A 19,850-nucleotide genomic window follows, 5' to 3' on the forward strand; every position below is an offset into this window, starting at 1 on the left:
ACATCCTCGGCCAGCTCTACCTAACCAAATCGTGGTTCTGGCCGGTGACAATAAGGAGCTTTGCTGTGTTTCGCATAGTAATCTTGATGATAACCTTCGGCAGGCCAGAACGCTTGTACTTCCAATAAACGAGTAACTACATTATAACCACGCTCTTGTAGTAATTTAATCAATACCTGTGCGTCTTCCCGTTGTTCTTCATTATAATAAAAAACCGCACTTTTATATTGGGAACCGATATCAGGACCTTGCCCGGTGCGTTGCGTAGGATCATGAATTTCAAAGAAACGTTTAAGAACCGTGTAATAATCTGTTTTCGCCACATCATAAACCACTCTTGCTACTTCGTAATGCCCTGTATCACCACGACAAACCTGTTCATAACTGGGATTCATAACTGAACCACCGGAATAACCCACCTCCACGTTCAGTACCCCTGGAACAAGGCGTAAAAAATGATCAACCCCCCAAAAACACCCCCCCGCCACAATTGCCTCTTCCGTATCCAAAACCTGATCATCAGCCACAAAATCCAGGGACGCCGAATTCACGCAATGGCGAAGATTTTTATGGGTAAAATACTCACCAGTGAAGACGTGCCCTAAATGCCCATCACACCGGGCACAAAGTATTTCCGTACGTTGGCCATCCCTGTCCGGAATTTGTTTGACCGCCTGAACAATATCATCATCAAAACTGGGCCAGCCACAGCCAGAATGAAATTGGCTTCGGGCACGAAAAAGAGCCAGGCCGCAACGGCGGCAAAGATACGTTCCGCTTTTTACCAAATGGTCAGTATATTCACCTGTATTGGGATATTCGGTTGCCTTGTCACAGATGATACGTTTGGCAGCAGGAGTTAAACTGGCTGTCTTATCAAGATAATTGCTCACAGATCCACCTCTTAAACAGAAATCGAGCCTTTAGCCATCAGGCGGAAGGCAAATTCCGCCTGTTCAAATCCTCTTGTAATCTACTTAACGCGATTACAAATTTTATCGGCCATATACCCGATTGCACCAGCATAGTAGATAGAATTATTGTAGCGCAAAATCATCTTATAGTTAGGATAAGCGAGGAAAACTGGCCCGCCATTCGGTTGTACGATACTGGCCTCTAGCTCCTGGTGAGGTAAAGGTTGGCCGCTTTCAGTACGTACGCCTAGAGCATTCCATTCACTGACTGGTTTAACGACTGCTTTACCCTCTAATTTCATATCAAATTTCGGAGGAAGTTTCACTTGGATAGCCCAAGGCTGACCAGTCTGCCAACCATTCTTTTTCATGTAGTTGGCAATCGATGCGAATACGTCTGCTTTACTTTCCCAAATGTCTTTACGGCCATCGCCATCATAGTCCACAGCAAATTCTAACCAGCTAGAAGGTAAAAACTGTGGTTGGCCTGAAGCGCCAGCCCATTCTCCTTTGAAATGCTGTAAGGTTACATGACCATCATTCAAAATATGGAGCGCCAGGAAGAGTTGCTTACGGAAAAAATCCCGTCGATTAGAATCATAAGCCAGCGTTGCTAACGATTTAATGACCGGGAAATTACCCATGTAGGTGCCGTAACTGCTTTCCATGCCCCAAAAGGATACAATAAAGCAGGGATCAACACCGAAATGCTGGCCAATTTCATCTAGTAATTCTTTATTCTTATTGTACTGCTTACGTCCCATCATGATCCGGTAATTATCCGCACGCGAATGCAGATATTTACTAAATGTCAATCGATGCTCAGGTTGTGAACGTGCCAGGCCTTTTACTTGGCGGCTTGGCTCACGAATATCTGCAAAGGCTTGATCAAAAACCGTAGAAGAAATACCTTGCTCCAGCGCCTGTTGCCTGACTTCAGCAACCCAGCTATTCCAATTCTGTTGGGCAGCCATAAGCCACTGTGATAGCATCAATAGGCCTAAAGTTGCCGCACGACGTCCCCATTTTTTCATGACCATTCCCCTTATTGTTATTCTTGCTACTACCAAATCAATAAGAACGCTTCTTTTTTTGACCAATTAGCACTGTATTTAGCTCACAGCAAGAAGTTGAAAATTTATACAAGCAGGAATCATGCCTGCAAGCGTCGCATACGCCAGTATACAACTAACCGATGAGAAGACCCAAGATCACTCCTTAGTGATATCAAATCGACCCAATTGCATGCTACATCTTGTCTCTTATCCCTAAGATCTCGAGCCGACCTTTTTTACTTTCTCTAAAAACCTTATGATTAACTGCGTTCCTTGACTTTAGCAGGCGAATTATCAGCAACCACTCATAAGAGGGTCTGCCGCGATGATAAATTCATTAGCTTTACTATTCCCTTAAGCCTATCGAAACAACAATTTCGTCTTGTTTTTGCACCCAATGCTTCGCTAAACGACTGTTTTAGTGCTACTTTGTAATTAGAAGTCTGAAAATTATACAACCCCAAGGAAGGGCAATGGCTGGCTCAAAAAATAAAATTTCAAAAGTACGACGATTATCAAAATCACGCCCGACAACCATAATTCCTGGTTATCCTGAGCGGGCTTCCTCCTTTAAAGAAGCCAGTGAGTTAATTGTTTTTTTTAATCTCTTTGATCAATTTTTTCAGGCAAATCTTGCTAAAATATCTGCCGGAATAAGTCCCGCAGCCCTCAGCACGGCTTATTTTTCCTGGCTAGCCCAATTAGCGCTCTGCCCAGGCCGCTTAACAGAACTAGCGCTTTATCCACTTCTCCATACCGAAGATTGCGGCAACAAAATTTTATGCGAAACCAGACCAGGTAACGGCCGTGATGTAAGATTCCATACCGAAAATTGGGAATCTCTCCCTTGGCGTTTTTGGGCCGAGGGCTTTCTCCAAATAGAAGATTGGTGGCGGCGTGCGACCACCGGGATTCCCGGTTTACCCGAACATGTCGAACGAACGGTTGCTTTTTGCATTCGGCAAATCATGGATGCTTTATCACCATCCAATTTTGTATTGACTAACCCTAATCTTTTTTATGAGACAATTCGCTCAAATGGTCTTAATTTAATTCACGGGACTAAACTCGCTCTACAAGACACCCTGGAACGATTAATCGGTGCGCCGCCAGCTGGAATTGAACACTTTATCCCTGGCAAAACGGTGGCTATTACACCAGGAAAAATCGTCTTTCGTAATCATTTGATTGAGCTCATCCAATATAAACCACAGACCCAAACCGTTTTTAGAGAGCCCCTCCTCATATTGCCCGCGTGGATTATGAAATATTATATTCTCGACCTCTCGCCAAAAAACTCAATGGTGAATTGGTTTGTTAGCAAAGGACATACGGTCTATATCGTTTCCTGGCGCAATCCAGACAGCAAGGACCGTAATTTAGGCCTGGATGATTATTACCGCTTAGGGGCTATGGCAGCAATTGATGCCGTTTCCGCCATTCAACCAAAAACCAAAATTAATCTTATGGGCTACTGCCTCGGTGGTACTCTAGCGATGATTACTGCGGCAGCAATGGCCAGAAATGGCGATGAGCGTCTTAACAGCCTCGTACTATTAGCAGCACAAGGCGATTTCAGTGAAGCAGGAGAACTAATGCTCTTTATCACGGAAAGCCAGGTTTCTTTTCTGAAAAATATGATGTGGGGACAGGGTTATCTGGATACGAAACAAATGGCTGGCTCTTTCCAGATGCTCCGCAGCTATGACTTAATATGGTCAAAAATGGTGCATGACTACATGGCGGGTACTCAACGCGGTCTCATTGATCTGTTAGCCTGGAATGCCGATGCCACCCGCATGCCCTATAAAATGCATAGTGAATATTTGGAAAAGCTTTTTCTCGATAATGATTTTTCTGCAGGGCGTTTTAAAGTTGAAGGCATGCCCGTAGTCGCTGCCAATATTCATTTGCCCGCCTTTATTGTTAGCACAGAAAAAGACCACGTCGCCCCCTGGCGTTCGGTATATAAAATTCATCTGATGATCAATGATGATATTACTTTTGTATTAACCGAGGGAGGGCATAATGCCGGCATAGTTAGTGAGCCAGGACGCAAGAATAGAACTTACCGCATCCACAGGCACAAGAAAGATACAACCTATATTGATCCAACGAACTGGCTCGAAATTGCAACAATCAAACACGGCTCATGGTGGCTGGCCTTACACCATTGGTTGGTTCAACACTCTAGCACAACACGGGTCTCCCCCCCAAAACTGCCTGACTCTCTTCCTGCTGCTCCCGGCAGATATGTCTTGCAGAAATAAAGCGTTATTGCTTATATTCCTCCTTAAACCAATTGGGTTAAGGTTGGTTGTTTATAGATCCTCATTCTTAACGGCAACCTGGATTGATTCATGAAGAAAACAACCATAAGCCTCCCTTCAAAAACACCAACCGTCTTCGGTATATTTTTACTTTTCCTCAAATTAGGTTGCACTTGTTTTGGTGGTCCGATTGCCCATCTCGGCTATTTCAGAGAGGAGTTTGTTCTACGCCAAAAATGGTTAACCGAGCAATCCTACGCCGATTTGGTCGCCTTAAGTCAATTTTTACCTGGCCCAGCCAGTAGTCAGGTCGGTATTGCTCTGGGTTTATCACGTGCCGGACTTAAAGGTGCCATAGCAGCCTGGCTAGGTTTTACCTTACCATCAGCTATCATAATGCTAGTATTTGCCATAGCGATGACTCATCTGCAAACGGCGAATAATAATTGGCTGCATGGTTTGAAGGTAGTTGCTGTTGCAATTGTTGCCCAAGCATTGTGGGGGATGGCAAAAATCTTAACGCCTGATGGGATTCGCATAAGTATTGCCCTTGTCGCTGCAATAGTTACCTCGTTAATCGTGGGCATTTTAGGACAACTCATTGTTATGTTGGGAGGCGGTCTATTAGGCTGGTGGCTACTTACGCCACCAACCCAATTACCTCATTGTTCTCTGTCAGTACCCATCAATAAAAAGCGTGGTTTGGTATGCCTGACTCTCTTCTTTCTTTTGCTGTTTCTATTACCCCTGCTTGCCCTGGAAACTGAGAGTTATGTGACAACGTTATTTGCTGGTTTCTATCGTGCCGGAGCACTCGTGTTTGGTGGCGGGCATGTGGTTTTACCCCTACTACAAACATTGGTAGTTCCTTCGGGCTGGGTAACAAACAATCAATTTCTTGCTGGTTATGGAATAGCACAAGCCTTACCAGGCCCTCTCTTTACCTTCGCTGCCTATCTGGGGCTCTATCCACACAAACACCGGCAGGCTTCGTAGGCGCTAGTATTGCTCTAATCGCCATATTTTTACCGTCCTTTTTGCTAATCATAGGGACCCTGCCTTTCTGGGAAGTCTTACGTAACCATTTTGTTATTCAACGCGCAATGCTGGGAGTAAACGCCGCCGTGGTTGGCCTCTTATTAGCTGCCTTTTATAACCCCGTATGGACAAGTGCTATTTACAATCTCGCTGATTATTTTCTGGCAGTAGTTTGTTTTCTATTATTGCTTTTCTGTAATATACCTTCCTGGGCCGTTGTTATTTTTGCAGCGGTTGTTACCGGACTTGGTTGGCCATAAGCTGTTATCAGGATGAGTTGCTGTGAGACAACTATAAGCAACTCACCCTCTCTCCGATCAATCAATATTTATCGTGTAAGAATAGGTATTAAATCCATCATAACTGAGTCCCTTATACTCCATCCCACTACAGGCAGCGCTTATAGAGGGGTGCATCATATAAGGGCCATCTTTAATATTCAATATGCACCAATGATAATCATCATAAGCAACCCCAACGTGAGCGTAACCTGTGTTGCAGGCATCCGTATCTCTAATTTCAAAGCTACGAGGCCCGATTATTAAAAGGTTTAAATCCTGATTATTGTTGGCACTGCGGATATAAATATTTGGATGGGTACTGCTGCTTAAATGAAAATAATCTTTATAACCGCAGAAAAAAGTACTTCGCTGTGTAGAGGCTTGTACATTGGAAAGAAACAAGCCGGCAAGTAAAACAAACACTATCCTCTTCATAATTCACGCCCCTGTGTTAAATGAAAGCACGCGAATTATATGTAAATGAATCCTGTGAAACAACTGATATTGCTTAAGTAATTATTCCCAGGCATCAGGGCAAGAAAAAACATCCTTTTTTAGTCATACAATAGTTGTCATTTTTAAAGAAAACACGATAAGGCAGAATTCTTATAGAAAAAACCTCTTTCTCATTCAAACAGTACCCTACCTGCAATTCAAATCATTAAAGTTTCAGCAACCGCTGAAAAATACTTTTTTTTTCAGTCGTTTTTTCCCCAATCCCTAGTTCTTTCAAATTATTAATCAAGTCTTTATAGGGGTCTTCCTTGTCATTAAGTTTTTTTTTCATTTCACCATTCACAGTAACCACATCCTTCAAGGTCTGGGACAGTGCAATAATATCAGGGCCTGCGTGACTATTAATTTCCCGGCTTTTTTCCATAGAACTCTGCGCTTCACTCAAATCCTGTAGCAATTTTTCCTTCTCGGCATTACCGTGAAAAACGACTAGCTTGTTAGCCAAAATCACCGTATTTCCATTAATGCAGGCTATAGCAGTGAAGCCTTCAGGTAAATTGATGCGTTTTACACTCTGATCCTGCAATTGCACGGCAATACCCCCAGCTATCAAAGGTGCTTTAACAACATTTCTTTTGACTTTAGGATTTTGCACCACAAAAACACCTTGTGCTCCTTCGCCGAGTTTTACACTTTGTAAAAATGCACCAATACCACCAGTATCATCAACAGATGAACTATCTGCATGATGAAGAACAAATTGATTATCTTTTTTACGTCGCGCCAATACAGGATTACAAGGACCGAAACTCTGAGAAAATACATGATGGCCTGTTCGAGTTCCATTCACTTCAACCTCATTACCGCGACCACTCTGCAATCGAAGTTGTCTAATTATTCCTCTCACTGTAACCAGGTCATTGTTCGCACGATCCACTTTTTGCTTATCATCAAGTTGGAGAAGATTCAGTTTCTCTACATCAAAGCCGTATCTTATTGGACTAGGCGTGGAAGAAACCAGGCCTTTATCCTCAATAAAATAGGCAACCCGTTCTTTTCCACTTCCCAGCAGGATAATGGCATCACGACCAGTTTTTATTATTTCGTCAATTTTTTCGCTAAGATTTTCATAGTCGTTAAAAAGATAAAGTTCGTAATCAGGCGTTACTAAACTTTGTTCTACTAAGATAATTGGAATATAAACAAAGGATTCAGACATCCCCAATGCCAGATTCCCACCTTCAGAATCCTGGCTTAGAATCTGACCACTTGAAGAAGATGAACGGCTTAGGATAACGATCGGTGGTAAATTGCTTTGTGAAGCCATATTACTCTTCTATTAATCCTATTAATGTCTATTATATGCCACCCAAATAGAAAAAAATGATCTGATTGTTTTATTTTCCCTCTTTTCTCCTGGCAGTCTGCTGTAAACTGAGCACCATACTACCCGCCAAAGTAATCACGACTACCCCAAGGGCAATATAGATAGGCATCTTGAACCAATAACTCAACAACATTTTAAATCCAATAAATACCAGAATCAGTGCAATACCATATTTAAGTAAATGAAAGCGTTCGGCTATATTTGCCAACAAAAAATAAAGGGCACGTAAGCCCATAATGGCAAAAATGTTCGATGTAAAAACAATGAACGGATCGTTTGTAATTGCAAAAATGGCGGGAAGACTATCTAAGGCAAAAATTAAATCACTCACCTCAATCAGTACCAAAGCCAAAAACAAAGGGGTTGCATAGAGTAAATTTCCTTGTTTTATAAAGAATTTTTCCTCATGAAAAGCCGTGCTAACCCGCAGATAAGTTCTCATCCAACGTAAAACCCAATTTTCCGTAAAATCAAATTTTTGTTCAGAAAAGATAAACATTTTAATACCGGTTGCTATCAAAACCAGACCAAAGATATATAAAATCCAATGGAATTTTTCTACCAGAAAAACACCCAACAAAATGATACCCAAACGCATGACAATAGCGCCCATGACTCCATATAATAAAACACGGCGCTGGTATTCATGAGGAACTGCAAAATAATTGAAAATCATGATGAAAATAAACATGTTATCAATTGAAAGTGATTCTTCAATTAAATAACCGGTTAAAAATTCCATCGCTTTTTGATGAGCGATAACGACGCCTGCTGTATGAATTAAATACCACCAAAGAAACAAATTAAATAACAAGGCCAGGGATATCCAGATTGAAACCCAGGTAAGTGCCTCTTTAATTGAGATACGGTGTGCTTTCCTCCTGCCCAATAAAAAAATGTCAATGGCTAATACCAGGCTCACTAAGAGAAAAAATCCCAACCACATCCACCATTCGCTGATCGAATGCATTTTCTCGCTCCCGGAGCCAGGCCTGATCCCTTAACAGGGACATGTTATGAAAGTTTAGCAATAAACTCGTTCAGCCAGAGGTATGCCAGGATAGCCAGTAGTCCTGTAAGGCCTGAATATCACCAGAGCATAATAGAGGCATCGCGGGAGTCAATCGTTCTAAAGGCCAATCCCACCATGCCATGGCTAATAAAATATCGATGGTTTGATCACTAAAACGCTTCCGAATGAGTTTTGCCGGATTACCTCCAACAATAGCGTAGGGTTCAACATTTTTAGTTACTACAGCACGGCTGGCAATAATCGCCCCATGACCGATCTGAATGCCGGGCATAATCAATGCTTCGGTACCAATCCAAACATCATTGCCAATAACAGTATTCCCTGCTGCCTGGTAGCCATCTATTGCGCCGCCCAATTCACTTTCATCAAGGTAAAAAAAAGGAAAGGTACTAAGCCAGTCTGTGCGATGGCCCTGATTACCAGCCATCATAAATGCAACGCCACTTCCAATTGAGCAGAAGCTCCCGATAATGAGCTTGTCTACCTCCTCGCTGTCAGGCATGAGATAACGAGCACAATCATCAAAGCTATGGCCATGGTAATAACCAGAATAGTAGCTATACGGCCCCACACTAATATTGGGATTAGTCACTTGTTGTGCCAACGGTACACCCTTAAAAGGGGAATCAAAATAATTTTTTAACATAATCAATACCCTATAACCTTTAATGCGTTACCAATCGATCGTACTACCGTCATAGCTTAGTAGTACTTCAGCATGGCTATGCTGCTTATGTTTTGCAATGACTTTTAACATACTGGCGACGCTGGTTTGTGCATCGATGGGTGCATCGGGGCCTCCTAAACGAGTTTTTACCCAACCAGGATGCAATAGCATCACATGAATACCTTCACGAGCCACATCCAAAGCGAAAGCACGCATCGCACAATTCAATGCCGCCTTGCTTGTGCGATAGGCATAACTACGCCCTCGCTGGTTATCGCTAATACTCCCCATACGCGAACTAATGTTAATAATTAATTTCTCCTTCCCCTTACCTAATTGGGGTAACAAGGCATCAGCCACTTTCAATGCACCAAAACAATTGATCGCCAGTACCTCTAAAAAATTATCACGTTCTATATTGCCAACAGTCACTCCTTGAGCACCACTAATACCAGCATTATTAATAAGCCAATCGAGAGGTTGCTTACTTAATTTTTTAGCCAAGGCCAAAATAGTTTCGTCCTTGGCAAGATCTAATTGGCAAATAACAATATTTTTTCTTTGTACTGCCAATTGCTGCAATTCATCGGCTTGTTCGGGCAAGCGGCAAGCGGCAAAAATATGGCTGTCTAACTCACTCAATTGCCTGACAAATTCTAATCCCAGGCCCCGGTTAGCACCAGTAATCAATATATTTTTCATCCTATTAAATACCCAGATCGAGAGAAAAATGTTGTCCAAATCAAAACATGTCTCGCACCAAACTGCAATAACTCCCTGGGTCGGAATACGCCATTCTGTTTGTCATGTAAGCCACTTTTTTATAAGATGAAAATCTCAATCTGACCTGAATAGTGAATCTCAATCTCATGCACCAAAAAACTATCCTGCTAACTGGTTGTTCCACTGGCATTGGCCATGATGCTGCACTTGCCTTAGCCAAACGAGGGCACCGTGTTATTGCCTCCTGCCGCAAAGAAGACGATGTCCAAAAACTGACAGCGCTTGGCCTTGAAACCGTTCGTATGGATATGGATGACACGACATCCATTGAAGCGGCATTCACAGAAGTCCTGGCAAAAACTGACGGGCGCCTGGATGTGCTTATCAATAATGCAGGTTATGGCCAAGTAGGGGCTTTGGAAGATATCTCCCGAGGAGCCTTGCGCAGTCAATTTGAGACCAACGTTTTTGGCCTGTTAGATCTTACCCGCCTGGCTATCCCCCTCATGCGCAGGCAAGGCCAGGGACGCATTATCAATATGAGTTCCATTCTGGGGGTTATCAGTTTGCCTTTTCGGGGTGCTTATAATGCATCGAAATATGCCGTAGAAGGTTTGAGTGATACGCTGCGCCTTGAACTTCAATCGTCCGGTATTCGGGTAATCACTGTAGAGCCTGGCCCAATCGAAAGTCGATTCAGGGATAACTGCATTGATAATTCTCTGCAAAACATTGATAAAGAACATAGTTACTTTCGAGCTCAATATCAGCAGATGCTTGGTAATTACCGCCGGCAAAAAACCGATTCTCCCTTCACACAAGGTACTGATGCAGTCATTAAGAAACTGATTCATGCCATTGAAGCAAAAAATCCGCGCGCCAAGTATCGTGTCACGTTTCCTGCCCATCTTTTTGTATGGCTCAAACGGCTACTCAGTGTCAAAATGCTTGATCGCTTCCTCGTTTATTTGTCTCGAAAAGAGTTAGGTTCAAACTGAATGCATGGTTTACATTTCAGGTTTTAGGAGTCTTTTATGAAACGATTGCCCACCTTAGCTCTATGTCTTGTTGCTAGCTCTTGTTTTGCAAGCGAAAACGACATTCAAGCTTATGCAGATTATTGTCTTGAATCAGGGGGATGAGTAGAAGAGATGCCTGCCCAATTTGATGGGCCTTTTGGGCAGGTCAACGGCAGCAGCAAACAGTTCTGTACCTTTAACATAGATAAGGGCTTTGTTGTGGTTGGTTTAGAATCATTTGCCTCGACCAAACCCAATATCGCTGCTACCTTAATAAAAAAACTGCCTGCTATTCCTTTTGATTCACCTTTGTTTAAAGGTAACTATAATAATCCTTCGTTAAATTTTTGTAAGAATATAGGCGGCTCAAGTATTCCCTTTACAGTCATCTCTGGCGGCTTTGCTAATGAATTAGGGCAAAGTGATGTCTGTGTATTTGGTGATGCGTCGATGGTTAGCGCCTGGTCCTTAATTTATATTGCTAATGGCAGAACCGGCTATGAACTTGTCAGAGAAAAGATTAAGGCCGAACCACTTCATCTTAGAATACCGATTTAATCCATAGATAAACAACAGCAGATGTGGTTACCACATCTGCTAAAATCTGCTTTTTTTCTAACTACCCTAAATAGGCTGCATTATCGGTCCGTACAAAAATTTGAGTAAAATAGAGTTTCCCTCTACTGTCGCGGGCCAGGCCTATACCTGTCAAATTATAACGTCCTTCAATGTTGCGACGATGCCCGGGGCTGGTTAACCATTGCTCAACAACTATTTTTGCATCTCTGTAATTATAAGCAACGTTTTCTGCACCACCATGACATTGTTGAATGTCATCAAAAATGCGCTTAATACGCTTACTGAAATACTGATGACCAAAGGGGACACGGTGAGTTGCCATATCACGGCTATGACGCTCTGCTTCTTGCGAAATAAGCTTATTCATTTTAAGAGGGGGCAAACCACGTTTTTGACGGTATTGATTCACATAAACCAGAATTTTTTTCTGGTTCTCTGCATCGATAGCAGCATAATTCGTCTTTGCTGCCGCATAAGCCTGAGGCAAAATACTTATTGTTAGGGCAACAATAAGAAAGCTACTCACTAGTTTTTTTATCTTTTTCATAATCTCACTCTTATTCTGCTAATACAGTTTAGATTCTGCTGTAATTTTATGCAGCGCAATAGTGTTACAAAAAGATCGCTGTTGTCCAGAATTAAACAGCTTTTCGAGCAAATTTAGATCTTATTGGCAATAAAGAATCCTAATGCGTTAAGCCATCCTTGTCGTCTTACTCAACGCAAGGCTATATTCTCAATTTGCTCCAATTCATCAACACTCAAGACGAAATCACCAATCGCTAAATCCTCACGCATGTGTTGCTGATCGGTTGTTCCTGTCAAAGGCAACATTTCCATTTGGAGTGCGAAGCGAAAAATGAGCTGAGCCCTATTTTTTTGATATTTCTGGGCTAGGGAGTGTAACCAAGGCTGTGAAAAATACTGATAATTGGCAGTCAGTAAAGAAAACCCCTGATAAATAAGTCCCTGCTCTCTACAAAAAGCCCTGATTTCCTTATCCCATTGCTTTACCGCAAAACACCGGTTCTGGACAAAAGTGGGCTTTACTGTCGAGTAAGTATAAAATTCTTCTAACTGCTTAAGAGTCACATTTGAAATTCCCAGGAATTTGATTTTTTGGGCTCGCCACAATGCTTCCATCGCATGCCAAACTTCCCAATCCCCAGTGCTTAGACCATCGGAAAATAAAGGCCCATGAAGAATATAAGAATCGATATAATCGGTTTGTAAATGCTCCAGCGAACTGCGAAAAGATTGCTGTACCTGTAACTCATAAGAGTCCTTTTCGTGATAGGGTTTGCGGTGATCCTGGCCAGCGGCAAATGTAAATTTTGTTTGCAGAAATAAATCCTGACGCGTTTTTTCACTGCCCGCTAAAAATACTTGAATCCCCCTGCCAACGCCTTCTTCATAATAATGTTTGCGCTGATTTGCCGTATCAATACCAGTAAATCCTGTCTTAAGAGCGGTAATAACCAAATTTTCGGTTGCCTCTTCCTTCCACGCAGTACCATATAAAAACGCTGGAACAATCTGATTATCCTGCTTGTTTTCGCCCTTCTTACCTGACATAAATTTTCTTCCTTATTGGTCCAATAGACTACACAGAAGCGCCCTTGCATTTCTATCTTGAATGCTATCTAATAAAATGATCATTATCGACGGAGAAAGGAATGTCTGTAAGTAATGAATGCCTCAGTTTACTCAATAAATTAGTCAGCGGCTATCAACAAGAAACCAGCGACAAAAATCATACAGAAATTTACTCAACCTTGGCTGAATTGCTTGAAAGGGTCACGAGCAATCAAGCAACGCTTACTGATACAAAAGTGATTTCTTATTTATCAACTTCATTTGTGTTTTTAATCAGGACTAATCCAGGATTCGCTGCTCGCTGCGAGGCTTTTTTTCTTGCTTATCAACAAGTGAAACCATTAGATTCTTTGGTTAATAGTCAGTTTCAGATAAAAACAGAATTGGATTCATGGCCAGCAGTCAAAGAAGCCTCACAGCCAGAATCACCTGTTCAACCTTATCAATCCGCTTTTTTCACTGAGTTACAACGTGAGATCGCCAGGCGTGCCAGGCATAAGATTATAGAAACAACGGCAGCAGCAGAAAAGCAAAGCCAAACATATAGCAGCAATCCTTGTTAAGCGAGCTTGCTCGACAGTTACAAGCTCATTGATAGTTATTCTAATGAGCTTTATTAATTTATAATTTGCCGCTTTAATCCATTTATTTACCTGCCAATGACTCTTATTGTAAATTTATCTACTGTTCATTCTTTGTATCCCATATCCACAAGCGTGCGAGCTTTTGCTCAGCTTTGCAATAATTACTCTACAGGCTGTCTAACCTGTTGCCCAAGCTTTTTTCAGTCGGGAACCAATTTTGCGTGGGTCATGTACCAATATCAGACTAAGTACAAAGCACTCATCGAACCGTATAAACTTGGCAAAATTACAAGCAGGCAATTCTTAGCTAATTTATTGACTATTTTTGATTTTCTTGATGATGATGATTTTGTCTGTAGCGTGAGTGATTCAGTAAAAATTGCTGACTGCTCCTATAGAGAAGAAGCCAATTTGGCCCTGCTAGAAAACGCTTGGAATGCAATCATTGGCCTGGAGGATGATAGAGTAGCCCGTTTTGCCACACTCGCCGAACGAGCTGAGGAAGAACCAGTCTATTTAATATCTAATACCAATGAATTAAATGTAAACAAAATAATTCAACTCTTACAAAGCAAGAATCCTGGAATTCATTTTAATCAAATTGACTGCAGTGTAGTAGATGATAAACAGCCCATTGAAATAGCACCCAACATCTTTCTTTGTTTATCCTACCGCTATCAACTTTTTAAAACGGACTCTCAAACCCGCGTGGCAACGAATTCTCATTCCACCATGTCTTTACTGCGATATCTGGTTGAAGAACAATTACCCGCAAGCGATAGAGAAAGCATTCACGTTATCAGTCAATATCCAGCTGATTTGGAAGAAGCGATAAAATTAGGCATTGCTCCTGCCAATACTCACCAAGATAGCAACTATTTCCCCGTGCCAACGCTGAGAACCCTGGAAATAAATTAAGAAAAACCAGCTTTGCTAATTTAAAAGTGCTTAGCTGGCTTATGGTTGTTAAAACATAAAAAACAACTAAAGATTAGGATGTAGTTTTCTTAGCCCTTGGCTTAGGTGCAGCTTTAACTACTGTTGTTTCTTCTACAGCGCATACTTCACTTTTTTTACAGCAGCAATGAGCAAATAAATTGTAGAGCCAGGCTAGAATAACACCACCAATGAAAGCATCGATAAAACCGATAATGCCGCCAATCACACTGCCTAAAATCGAGGGTTGATAACCGACATACAAAGAACCCATTGCAGCAACAAAAGGCTGACCATAACTAGAATAATAGGCGATCATGCCCATCAGAAAAATAGATATGCCCCACAAAACCCCCAAAGCCAATCCTAAAGCCATTGGGCTTAACCTGCAGTTAGTCATAACAATCTCCCTATTATGAGACCTTGGTGCAATTTCATTACAGTCCCGCTGTAACTTCTTACCATCATTGCAAAAATAGTGCAACGATTCAAGCAAAGTAATGAATCCAATTTTTCTGGGATTTAGCGAAAGGCCGGGTCCCAAAAACTGCGTAACTTACGACTATGCAATTGCTCTCCGCCTCGTTCACGCATTAACTCCAATGCTCTAATACCGATTTTTAAATGTTGATTGACACTTTTTTCGTAAAAATGGCGGGTTATACCAATTAATTTGATTTCCCCATGCAACGGCTTATCAGATACACACAACAAAGTCCCATAGGGAACGCGATAACGAAAACCATTGGTTGCTACTGTCGCACTTTCCATATCCAGGGCAATTGCCCGACTCTGATTCAAATGCAACAAAGGAATACGATGATTGCGCAACTCCCAATTGCGGTCATTGACTGAGGCAACTGTGCCAGTACGCATGATACGCTTCAATTCATAACCATTAAGTTGTGTACAATCGGTAACGGCATCCTGCAATGCCAGTTGTACCTCAGCCAAAGAAGGAATCGGCACCCACAAAGGCAGTTCCTCATCCAAAACATGATCATCACGAACATAGGCATGCGCCAAAACATAATCACCAATTCGTTGTACAGCCGACAAACCAGCACAGTGACCTAGCATCAGCCAGACATGCGGACGCAGAACAGCGACATGATCAGTAATTGTTTTTGCATTGGAAGGCCCCACACCAATATTAATCAAGGTAATACCAGAACCATCTGCCCGCAATAAATGATAGGCAGGCATTTGTGGCTGGCGTAGTGGCGCAACGCCATTTTGCACGCGATCAATCAGTGAGTCAGGCAAATTAGTATTCCAGGTCATCACATTACCAGGCTCAACAAAAGCCGTGTATTGTTGTCGATAGGCACGCAGATCGGGATCAGGTGTTGCCTGCATTAACTCTCGCCCAATCCGGATAAATTCATCAACATAAAACGCATAATTGGTGAACAAGATATAAGACTGAAAAAATTCCGGTGAAGTCGCCGTGTAATGCTTCAAGCGATGGAGGGAATAATCAATGCGAAGGGCGGAAAAAAGGGCGAGAGGGTCCATACCATCAACTTTTTCGTAAGTTCCGTTAACGATACGATCATCAATGGTGGTCAGATCAGGTACGTCAAATATATCGGGTAACTGGTCTATCCGATCGGGTTCGATTAAATCCCGCCCAACATCCAATCCCTCAGGGAATGCAAAATGGACTGGAATTGCTACCTCACTGAGTCCAACAGACAAAGGCACATCATGATGAGCAACTAATGCTCTAAATTGGTTAAGTAAATATTCTTTATATAACAAAGGCCGCGTTAAGGTAGTTTGATAGCAACCTGGTCCTGTGACAAAACCAAAGGAATGACGCGCATCGACATTCGTACGTACTGTCGTTTTAATACGCACAAAAGGGTAATAAGCCCTTACCCGTTTACTGAGGTCTTCGCCGTTAACAAAACGCTTGAATGCTTCGCGGAGTAAGGCGGTCTGGTTTTCATAAATTTCGCCCACGCGCTCGATTGCTTGCTGTGGATCATTATATTGTTTTATTGAAAACATGAATTATCGATAATCCCTAAAGCAAAATAATTCGATAATTTTAGTGTAGCCTCCTTTATACAAAATTGTACTAAACTTAGCAGGTAAGAGCCTGCAAAAGAAGCAATCGCTTACAGGATAAACAGCTATTCGGACTAAATTGATAGGTTCTAGAGGGAAATGAAGAAAATAAAGAAAATGCTATCAATTATTGCGTTGAGCTATTTAATGCAAATTGCTGTTGTTTACGCAACAATTAAAGTCGGGAATCCCGTTTATAGACCCCCTTTTGTGTTCAATCAGGAAGAAGGATTCGATATTGATTTGATGAAACTTCTCTGCCACAAAATAAATGAAGATTGCGAATTTCATTCCATGGAATTCGATAATTTATATACCGCGTTGAATGAAGGAAAACTTGATCTGGCTATCGGTGGAATCACCATTTCCCAAGCCAGAAAAGCCACTTATATTTTCAGCCTACCTTACATGGAAAGCCATGGGCAATTTATCGCTTTAAAGAACAGCGGCTTGAAATCGATTAGTGATTTAAAAGGGAAAAAAATAGGAGCAGTAAGAGGCTCTGATTATGAGGATTTCCTAGTCAATCATTATGGTTTAGAATTCCAAATCGCTTTGTATGAGGGACCTGTTGCTTTAATTGCCAGCCTAAATCAAGGGGATACTGATGCCATATTTTCAGATAGTATCTCAATGAAATATTGGCAACAAACCAGTGATGGAGTCCTGGTCAATGTGGGCGACCCTATGACTGTAGGGGGTGGTTTTGCCATCATGGCTTTGCCACAAAAGGCTGATTTAATTGAATCAATCAATCAACAATTATTAAAAATAGAAAAAGATGGTAATTATATTAAACTTTACAATAACTATCTCACCGATTAAAAAATAGTACCCCTCTTCTGCGTTATCTCTTCTTAAGACTTTAAGCAAAATTCCAGTCCCTCTGGCAATTAATATTTTTTTAAGTTTATTACTCTACAATAAAACTATCCTATGATTTTTGAGTTATTGAAAAAGTGACCATAGCAACATTAAGCAAAACACTGGATGAATTTAATGCTTATATTAGGGGTGGATCAACTTTTAAAGACTTAAAAGCCCGTATGACGTTTTACGATACCAAGCTTATCAAGTTAAATACGGATTTTCATACCATAACCATTTCAGACTCAGAAGAGGATAGTTCCCCTGAATATAAGGAAATCATCAAAAAGCTAAAGGCACTGCTAACAAACCTGAATATACCGCAAAGTCACTGGGACAGGTATTTAAAATCAAGTTTGACCGTTTATGATTTCTTCGCTGAATTAAAAAAAGAAAAAAATAGTCTCCAGGCCGGAGATATTCTCGCTTTAATTGATGAAAAGACTGCCTATGGGAAAATGGAGCTTGCTGTAGGCGGGGCCTTGATATTTTCAATAGTAGCCAATTTATATATGAGCCCCGTGATGGCCGGCACCATAGACATCATAAAAGGATTCCTGGCGTCAGCAACCGGGATACCCATTCTTGGTGCAGTTTATACTGGGTTTGCCGCCCTGTACGCAATGTATCAAAATCATTTTGATAAGAAACGCTCCCTCTTTAACCGCATCCGTGATAATGCGTTCCTATTCACTAATACAGCAATCAACATCGCTGCCTACGCGATTTGGATAGCGTCTGCAACGGTTATGTCACCGATTGTAGCCAGTTTATTCGTCGCTGCTTCTGCTGTAGATGTGTTTAAAGAAATGTTCGCTGCGGCACAAAATTATCTTGAATACAAAAACAGCCCTCCTATTGTCGGAAATGATTTACAAGCGGAACAAGAACTTTTGCGCCGTGAATCGAATTATATAAAACACCGAAACGCAGCAATCGTTAATCTTGTAGCCGCTGTTGTCTTAGTCGGTATTATGGCTGCCTGGTGTTTTGTTCCGGGTGGGATTTTTGTAACCCTCGCCGCAGTGGCCGCCATTGTGACTGTCTATGCCGTTAAAACTGCTATTCTTAAATACAATGAATCCACTATGCGTGACCACTTGCAAACGGGTTTAAAAACCTTGGAAGAAACCCATGAGAAAAAAGTACAGGTTGAGGCTGGTAACGGTCTTGACATGAACCCTCACCATGAAATCAGTACTGGCTTAACTCAGGTTTTAACGCACACTGTCGATTCAACCCTAACGACTGTTACTGTCTCTAGAAGTGATAACCATGATGAGCCATCCAAATTACACGTTAGTGGAGGAGCCTCATTTTTCAACCATGAACACGGGCATCATGAAACCACCACACCGGCCTCTGTTGTAAAACCAAAAGAGGATGGAGAGATTCCACCCTCGTCTATTCCCACCACTAATCAATAGATTTCTGTCCAAATCGCTGCTGCTGGAGAATTGTTTCGTGACTGTGCGGTGCGCGAATCCTCCTGGCTGACGTACACACGGCAAGTTTCGCCGAAAGAAGTCCCAACTCCCCAATCAAGGGTAATTTCATTAATTTTTTACCCTTTTACTAACCAGGCGCGTTAACCCTGGCCATCGGCTTGTTACGTAAAATTAATGTCAGAATCAAACCATACAGCGGCACAAACGAAATGAGACTGATTAGCAATTTAAAAATCAAATCAACCGTAGCAATTTCAAGCCAATGGGTACTTAAAAAGGCATTGTTACTCTGATAAAAAGCAACAAGGAAGAAACTATAGGTATCAAACAGATTACCGAAAATGGTCGATACTGCAGGTGCCACCCACCATTTTGCCTGCTGGCGCAAGCGCTGAAAAATCGTGATGTCCAGGAGCTGCCCTGCCACATAGGCGCAAAAACTCGCGAACGCGATACGCAAAACCAAATTATTGTAGGCTAACAAAACACCATGAGCATACCAATTGGAAATCAAATAAGAACATAGAAGTCCCGGTATCATGGCCGCAAAAATTGTCTTTCTCGCACTCTCTGGCCCTAATAACCGCGTTGTTAAATCAGTAAGAATAAAAATCAGAGGGTAACTAAATGCCCCCCAGGTCGTCCGGAGTCCCCAGAGTACAAAAGGATACTGAACCAAGGTATTACTTAAACAAATAATAACAACGTGAGCTAATACCAACCAATTATTTTTGCCAGGATTAGAAGCCATAATAGTCTGTTTAAAAATAGTCCATTATGCCATCGTTAAGCTAACCATTTCAATCCGTCTTCTCCTGTCTAATGATTTTTACAATACTTAACAATTTTGTTACAATTTCTCCCTCAGCTAATACGACTTATGCTGATAAAAAATGGACCAACTTTTGATTAGATTAAGGA

19 protein-coding genes and 1 pseudogene are annotated in these 19,850 nt (G+C 41.7%); 8 read left to right on the forward strand and 12 right to left on the reverse strand.

The window, feature by feature from the left end:
• Positions 1 to 20 precede the first annotated feature (20 nt).
• Together ACN4Z1_RS01065 and ACN4Z1_RS01070 are read right to left on the reverse strand one after the other, a co-directional pair.
• Positions 21 to 893, reverse strand: coding sequence for a bifunctional methionine sulfoxide reductase B/A protein (locus ACN4Z1_RS01065; protein ID WP_228363601.1), 873 nt, complete (start codon positions 891 to 893; stop codon positions 21 to 23).
• 80 nt (positions 894 to 973) lie between these two features.
• Positions 974 to 1,948 carry a lytic murein transglycosylase gene (locus ACN4Z1_RS01070; RefSeq protein WP_181879289.1) on the reverse strand — a complete coding sequence of 325 codons (975 nt, stop codon included), beginning with the start codon at positions 1,946 to 1,948 and terminating at the stop codon, positions 974 to 976.
• Positions 1,949 to 2,442: 494 nt separating this feature from the next.
• Here ACN4Z1_RS01070 and ACN4Z1_RS01075 point away from each other — a divergent pair, with 494 nt between their 5' ends.
• Together ACN4Z1_RS01075 and chrA are read left to right on the forward strand one after the other, a co-directional pair.
• Positions 2,443 to 4,239, forward strand: a complete 1,797-nt coding sequence (locus tag ACN4Z1_RS01075; protein ID WP_228363600.1) for a PHA/PHB synthase family protein — start codon at positions 2,443 to 2,445, stop codon at positions 4,237 to 4,239.
• Between the two features lie 90 nt (positions 4,240 to 4,329).
• Positions 4,330 to 5,537 (forward strand): annotated as a pseudogene (gene chrA, locus ACN4Z1_RS01080) (chromate efflux transporter).
• 57 nt (positions 5,538 to 5,594) lie between these two features.
• On the opposite strand, the gene ACN4Z1_RS01085 reads toward chrA, so the two are convergent.
• The 5 genes from ACN4Z1_RS01085 to ACN4Z1_RS01105 form a co-directional block, all read right to left on the reverse strand.
• Positions 5,595 to 5,993 carry a hypothetical protein gene (locus tag ACN4Z1_RS01085; protein ID WP_228363598.1) on the reverse strand — a complete coding sequence of 133 codons (399 nt, stop codon included), beginning with the start codon at positions 5,991 to 5,993 and terminating at the stop codon, positions 5,595 to 5,597.
• 226 nt (positions 5,994 to 6,219) lie between these two features.
• A complete protein-coding gene (locus ACN4Z1_RS01090; protein WP_228363597.1) occupies positions 6,220 to 7,341 on the reverse strand; it encodes a hypothetical protein in 1,122 nt (373 codons plus the stop codon).
• A 70-nt stretch (positions 7,342 to 7,411) separates the two neighbouring features.
• Positions 7,412 to 8,371, reverse strand: a complete 960-nt coding sequence (locus tag ACN4Z1_RS01095; protein WP_228363596.1) for a TerC family protein — start codon at positions 8,369 to 8,371, stop codon at positions 7,412 to 7,414.
• Positions 8,372 to 8,441: 70 nt separating this feature from the next.
• Positions 8,442 to 9,080 (reverse strand): type B chloramphenicol O-acetyltransferase, encoded by a 639-nt coding sequence (gene catB, locus ACN4Z1_RS01100; protein ID WP_115220032.1) that lies wholly within the window; start codon positions 9,078 to 9,080, stop codon positions 8,442 to 8,444.
• Between the two features lie 27 nt (positions 9,081 to 9,107).
• On the reverse strand, positions 9,108 to 9,803 hold the full coding sequence (locus ACN4Z1_RS01105; protein ID WP_228363595.1) for an SDR family oxidoreductase: 696 nt from the start codon (positions 9,801 to 9,803) through the stop codon (positions 9,108 to 9,110).
• Positions 9,804 to 9,970: 167 nt separating this feature from the next.
• On the opposite strand from ACN4Z1_RS01105, the gene ACN4Z1_RS01110 reads away from it, so the two are divergent.
• Together ACN4Z1_RS01110 and ACN4Z1_RS01115 are read left to right on the forward strand one after the other, a co-directional pair.
• Entirely contained in the window at positions 9,971 to 10,822 is an 852-nt protein-coding gene (locus ACN4Z1_RS01110) for an SDR family NAD(P)-dependent oxidoreductase (RefSeq protein ID WP_228363594.1), read from the forward strand.
• Between the two features lie 153 nt (positions 10,823 to 10,975).
• On the forward strand, positions 10,976 to 11,401 hold the full coding sequence (locus tag ACN4Z1_RS01115; protein WP_228363593.1) for a DUF333 domain-containing protein: 426 nt from the start codon (positions 10,976 to 10,978) through the stop codon (positions 11,399 to 11,401).
• Between the two features lie 61 nt (positions 11,402 to 11,462).
• Here the strand turns inward: ACN4Z1_RS01115 and ACN4Z1_RS01120 are convergent, their stop codons facing one another.
• Positions 11,463 to 11,969, reverse strand: coding sequence for a CAP domain-containing protein (locus ACN4Z1_RS01120; protein WP_228363592.1), 507 nt, complete (start codon positions 11,967 to 11,969; stop codon positions 11,463 to 11,465).
• A gap of 170 nt (positions 11,970 to 12,139) precedes the next feature.
• On the reverse strand, positions 12,140 to 12,997 hold the full coding sequence (locus tag ACN4Z1_RS01125; RefSeq protein ID WP_228363591.1) for an aldo/keto reductase family protein: 858 nt from the start codon (positions 12,995 to 12,997) through the stop codon (positions 12,140 to 12,142).
• Between the two features lie 101 nt (positions 12,998 to 13,098).
• Between ACN4Z1_RS01125 and ACN4Z1_RS01130 the strand changes: the two genes are divergently transcribed.
• Together ACN4Z1_RS01130 and ACN4Z1_RS01135 are read left to right on the forward strand one after the other, a co-directional pair.
• A complete protein-coding gene (locus ACN4Z1_RS01130; RefSeq protein WP_228363590.1) occupies positions 13,099 to 13,581 on the forward strand; it encodes a hypothetical protein in 483 nt (160 codons plus the stop codon).
• Between the two features lie 249 nt (positions 13,582 to 13,830).
• On the forward strand, positions 13,831 to 14,520 hold the full coding sequence (locus ACN4Z1_RS01135) for a hypothetical protein (RefSeq protein ID WP_228363589.1): 690 nt from the start codon (positions 13,831 to 13,833) through the stop codon (positions 14,518 to 14,520).
• A 73-nt stretch (positions 14,521 to 14,593) separates the two neighbouring features.
• On the opposite strand, the gene ACN4Z1_RS01140 is transcribed toward ACN4Z1_RS01135, so the two are convergent.
• Together ACN4Z1_RS01140 and ACN4Z1_RS01145 are read right to left on the reverse strand one after the other, a co-directional pair.
• A complete protein-coding gene (locus tag ACN4Z1_RS01140; RefSeq protein ID WP_228363588.1) occupies positions 14,594 to 14,938 on the reverse strand; it encodes a bacteriophage holin in 345 nt (114 codons plus the stop codon).
• Between the two features lie 122 nt (positions 14,939 to 15,060).
• Positions 15,061 to 16,554, reverse strand: coding sequence for an AMP nucleosidase (locus tag ACN4Z1_RS01145; protein ID WP_228363587.1), 1,494 nt, complete (start codon positions 16,552 to 16,554; stop codon positions 15,061 to 15,063).
• Between the two features lie 159 nt (positions 16,555 to 16,713).
• On the opposite strand from ACN4Z1_RS01145, the gene ACN4Z1_RS01150 reads away from it, so the two are divergent.
• On the forward strand, positions 16,714 to 17,439 hold the full coding sequence (locus tag ACN4Z1_RS01150; RefSeq protein WP_228363586.1) for a transporter substrate-binding domain-containing protein: 726 nt from the start codon (positions 16,714 to 16,716) through the stop codon (positions 17,437 to 17,439).
• A 134-nt stretch (positions 17,440 to 17,573) separates the two neighbouring features.
• Complete coding sequence (locus tag ACN4Z1_RS01155; protein WP_419386763.1) at positions 17,574 to 18,908, forward strand: hypothetical protein; 1,335 nt, start codon at positions 17,574 to 17,576, stop codon at positions 18,906 to 18,908.
• Positions 18,909 to 19,056: 148 nt separating this feature from the next.
• Here ACN4Z1_RS01155 and ACN4Z1_RS01160 read toward each other — a convergent pair whose 3' ends face one another.
• On the reverse strand, positions 19,057 to 19,680 hold the full coding sequence (locus ACN4Z1_RS01160) for a 7-cyano-7-deazaguanine/7-aminomethyl-7-deazaguanine transporter (protein WP_228363584.1): 624 nt from the start codon (positions 19,678 to 19,680) through the stop codon (positions 19,057 to 19,059).
• Between the last annotated feature and the right edge of the window lie 170 nt (positions 19,681 to 19,850).

Source organism: Legionella sp. ST3F1, from assembly GCF_048553315.1.
GTDB lineage: Bacteria > Pseudomonadota > Gammaproteobacteria > Legionellales > Legionellaceae > Tatlockia > Tatlockia donaldsonii.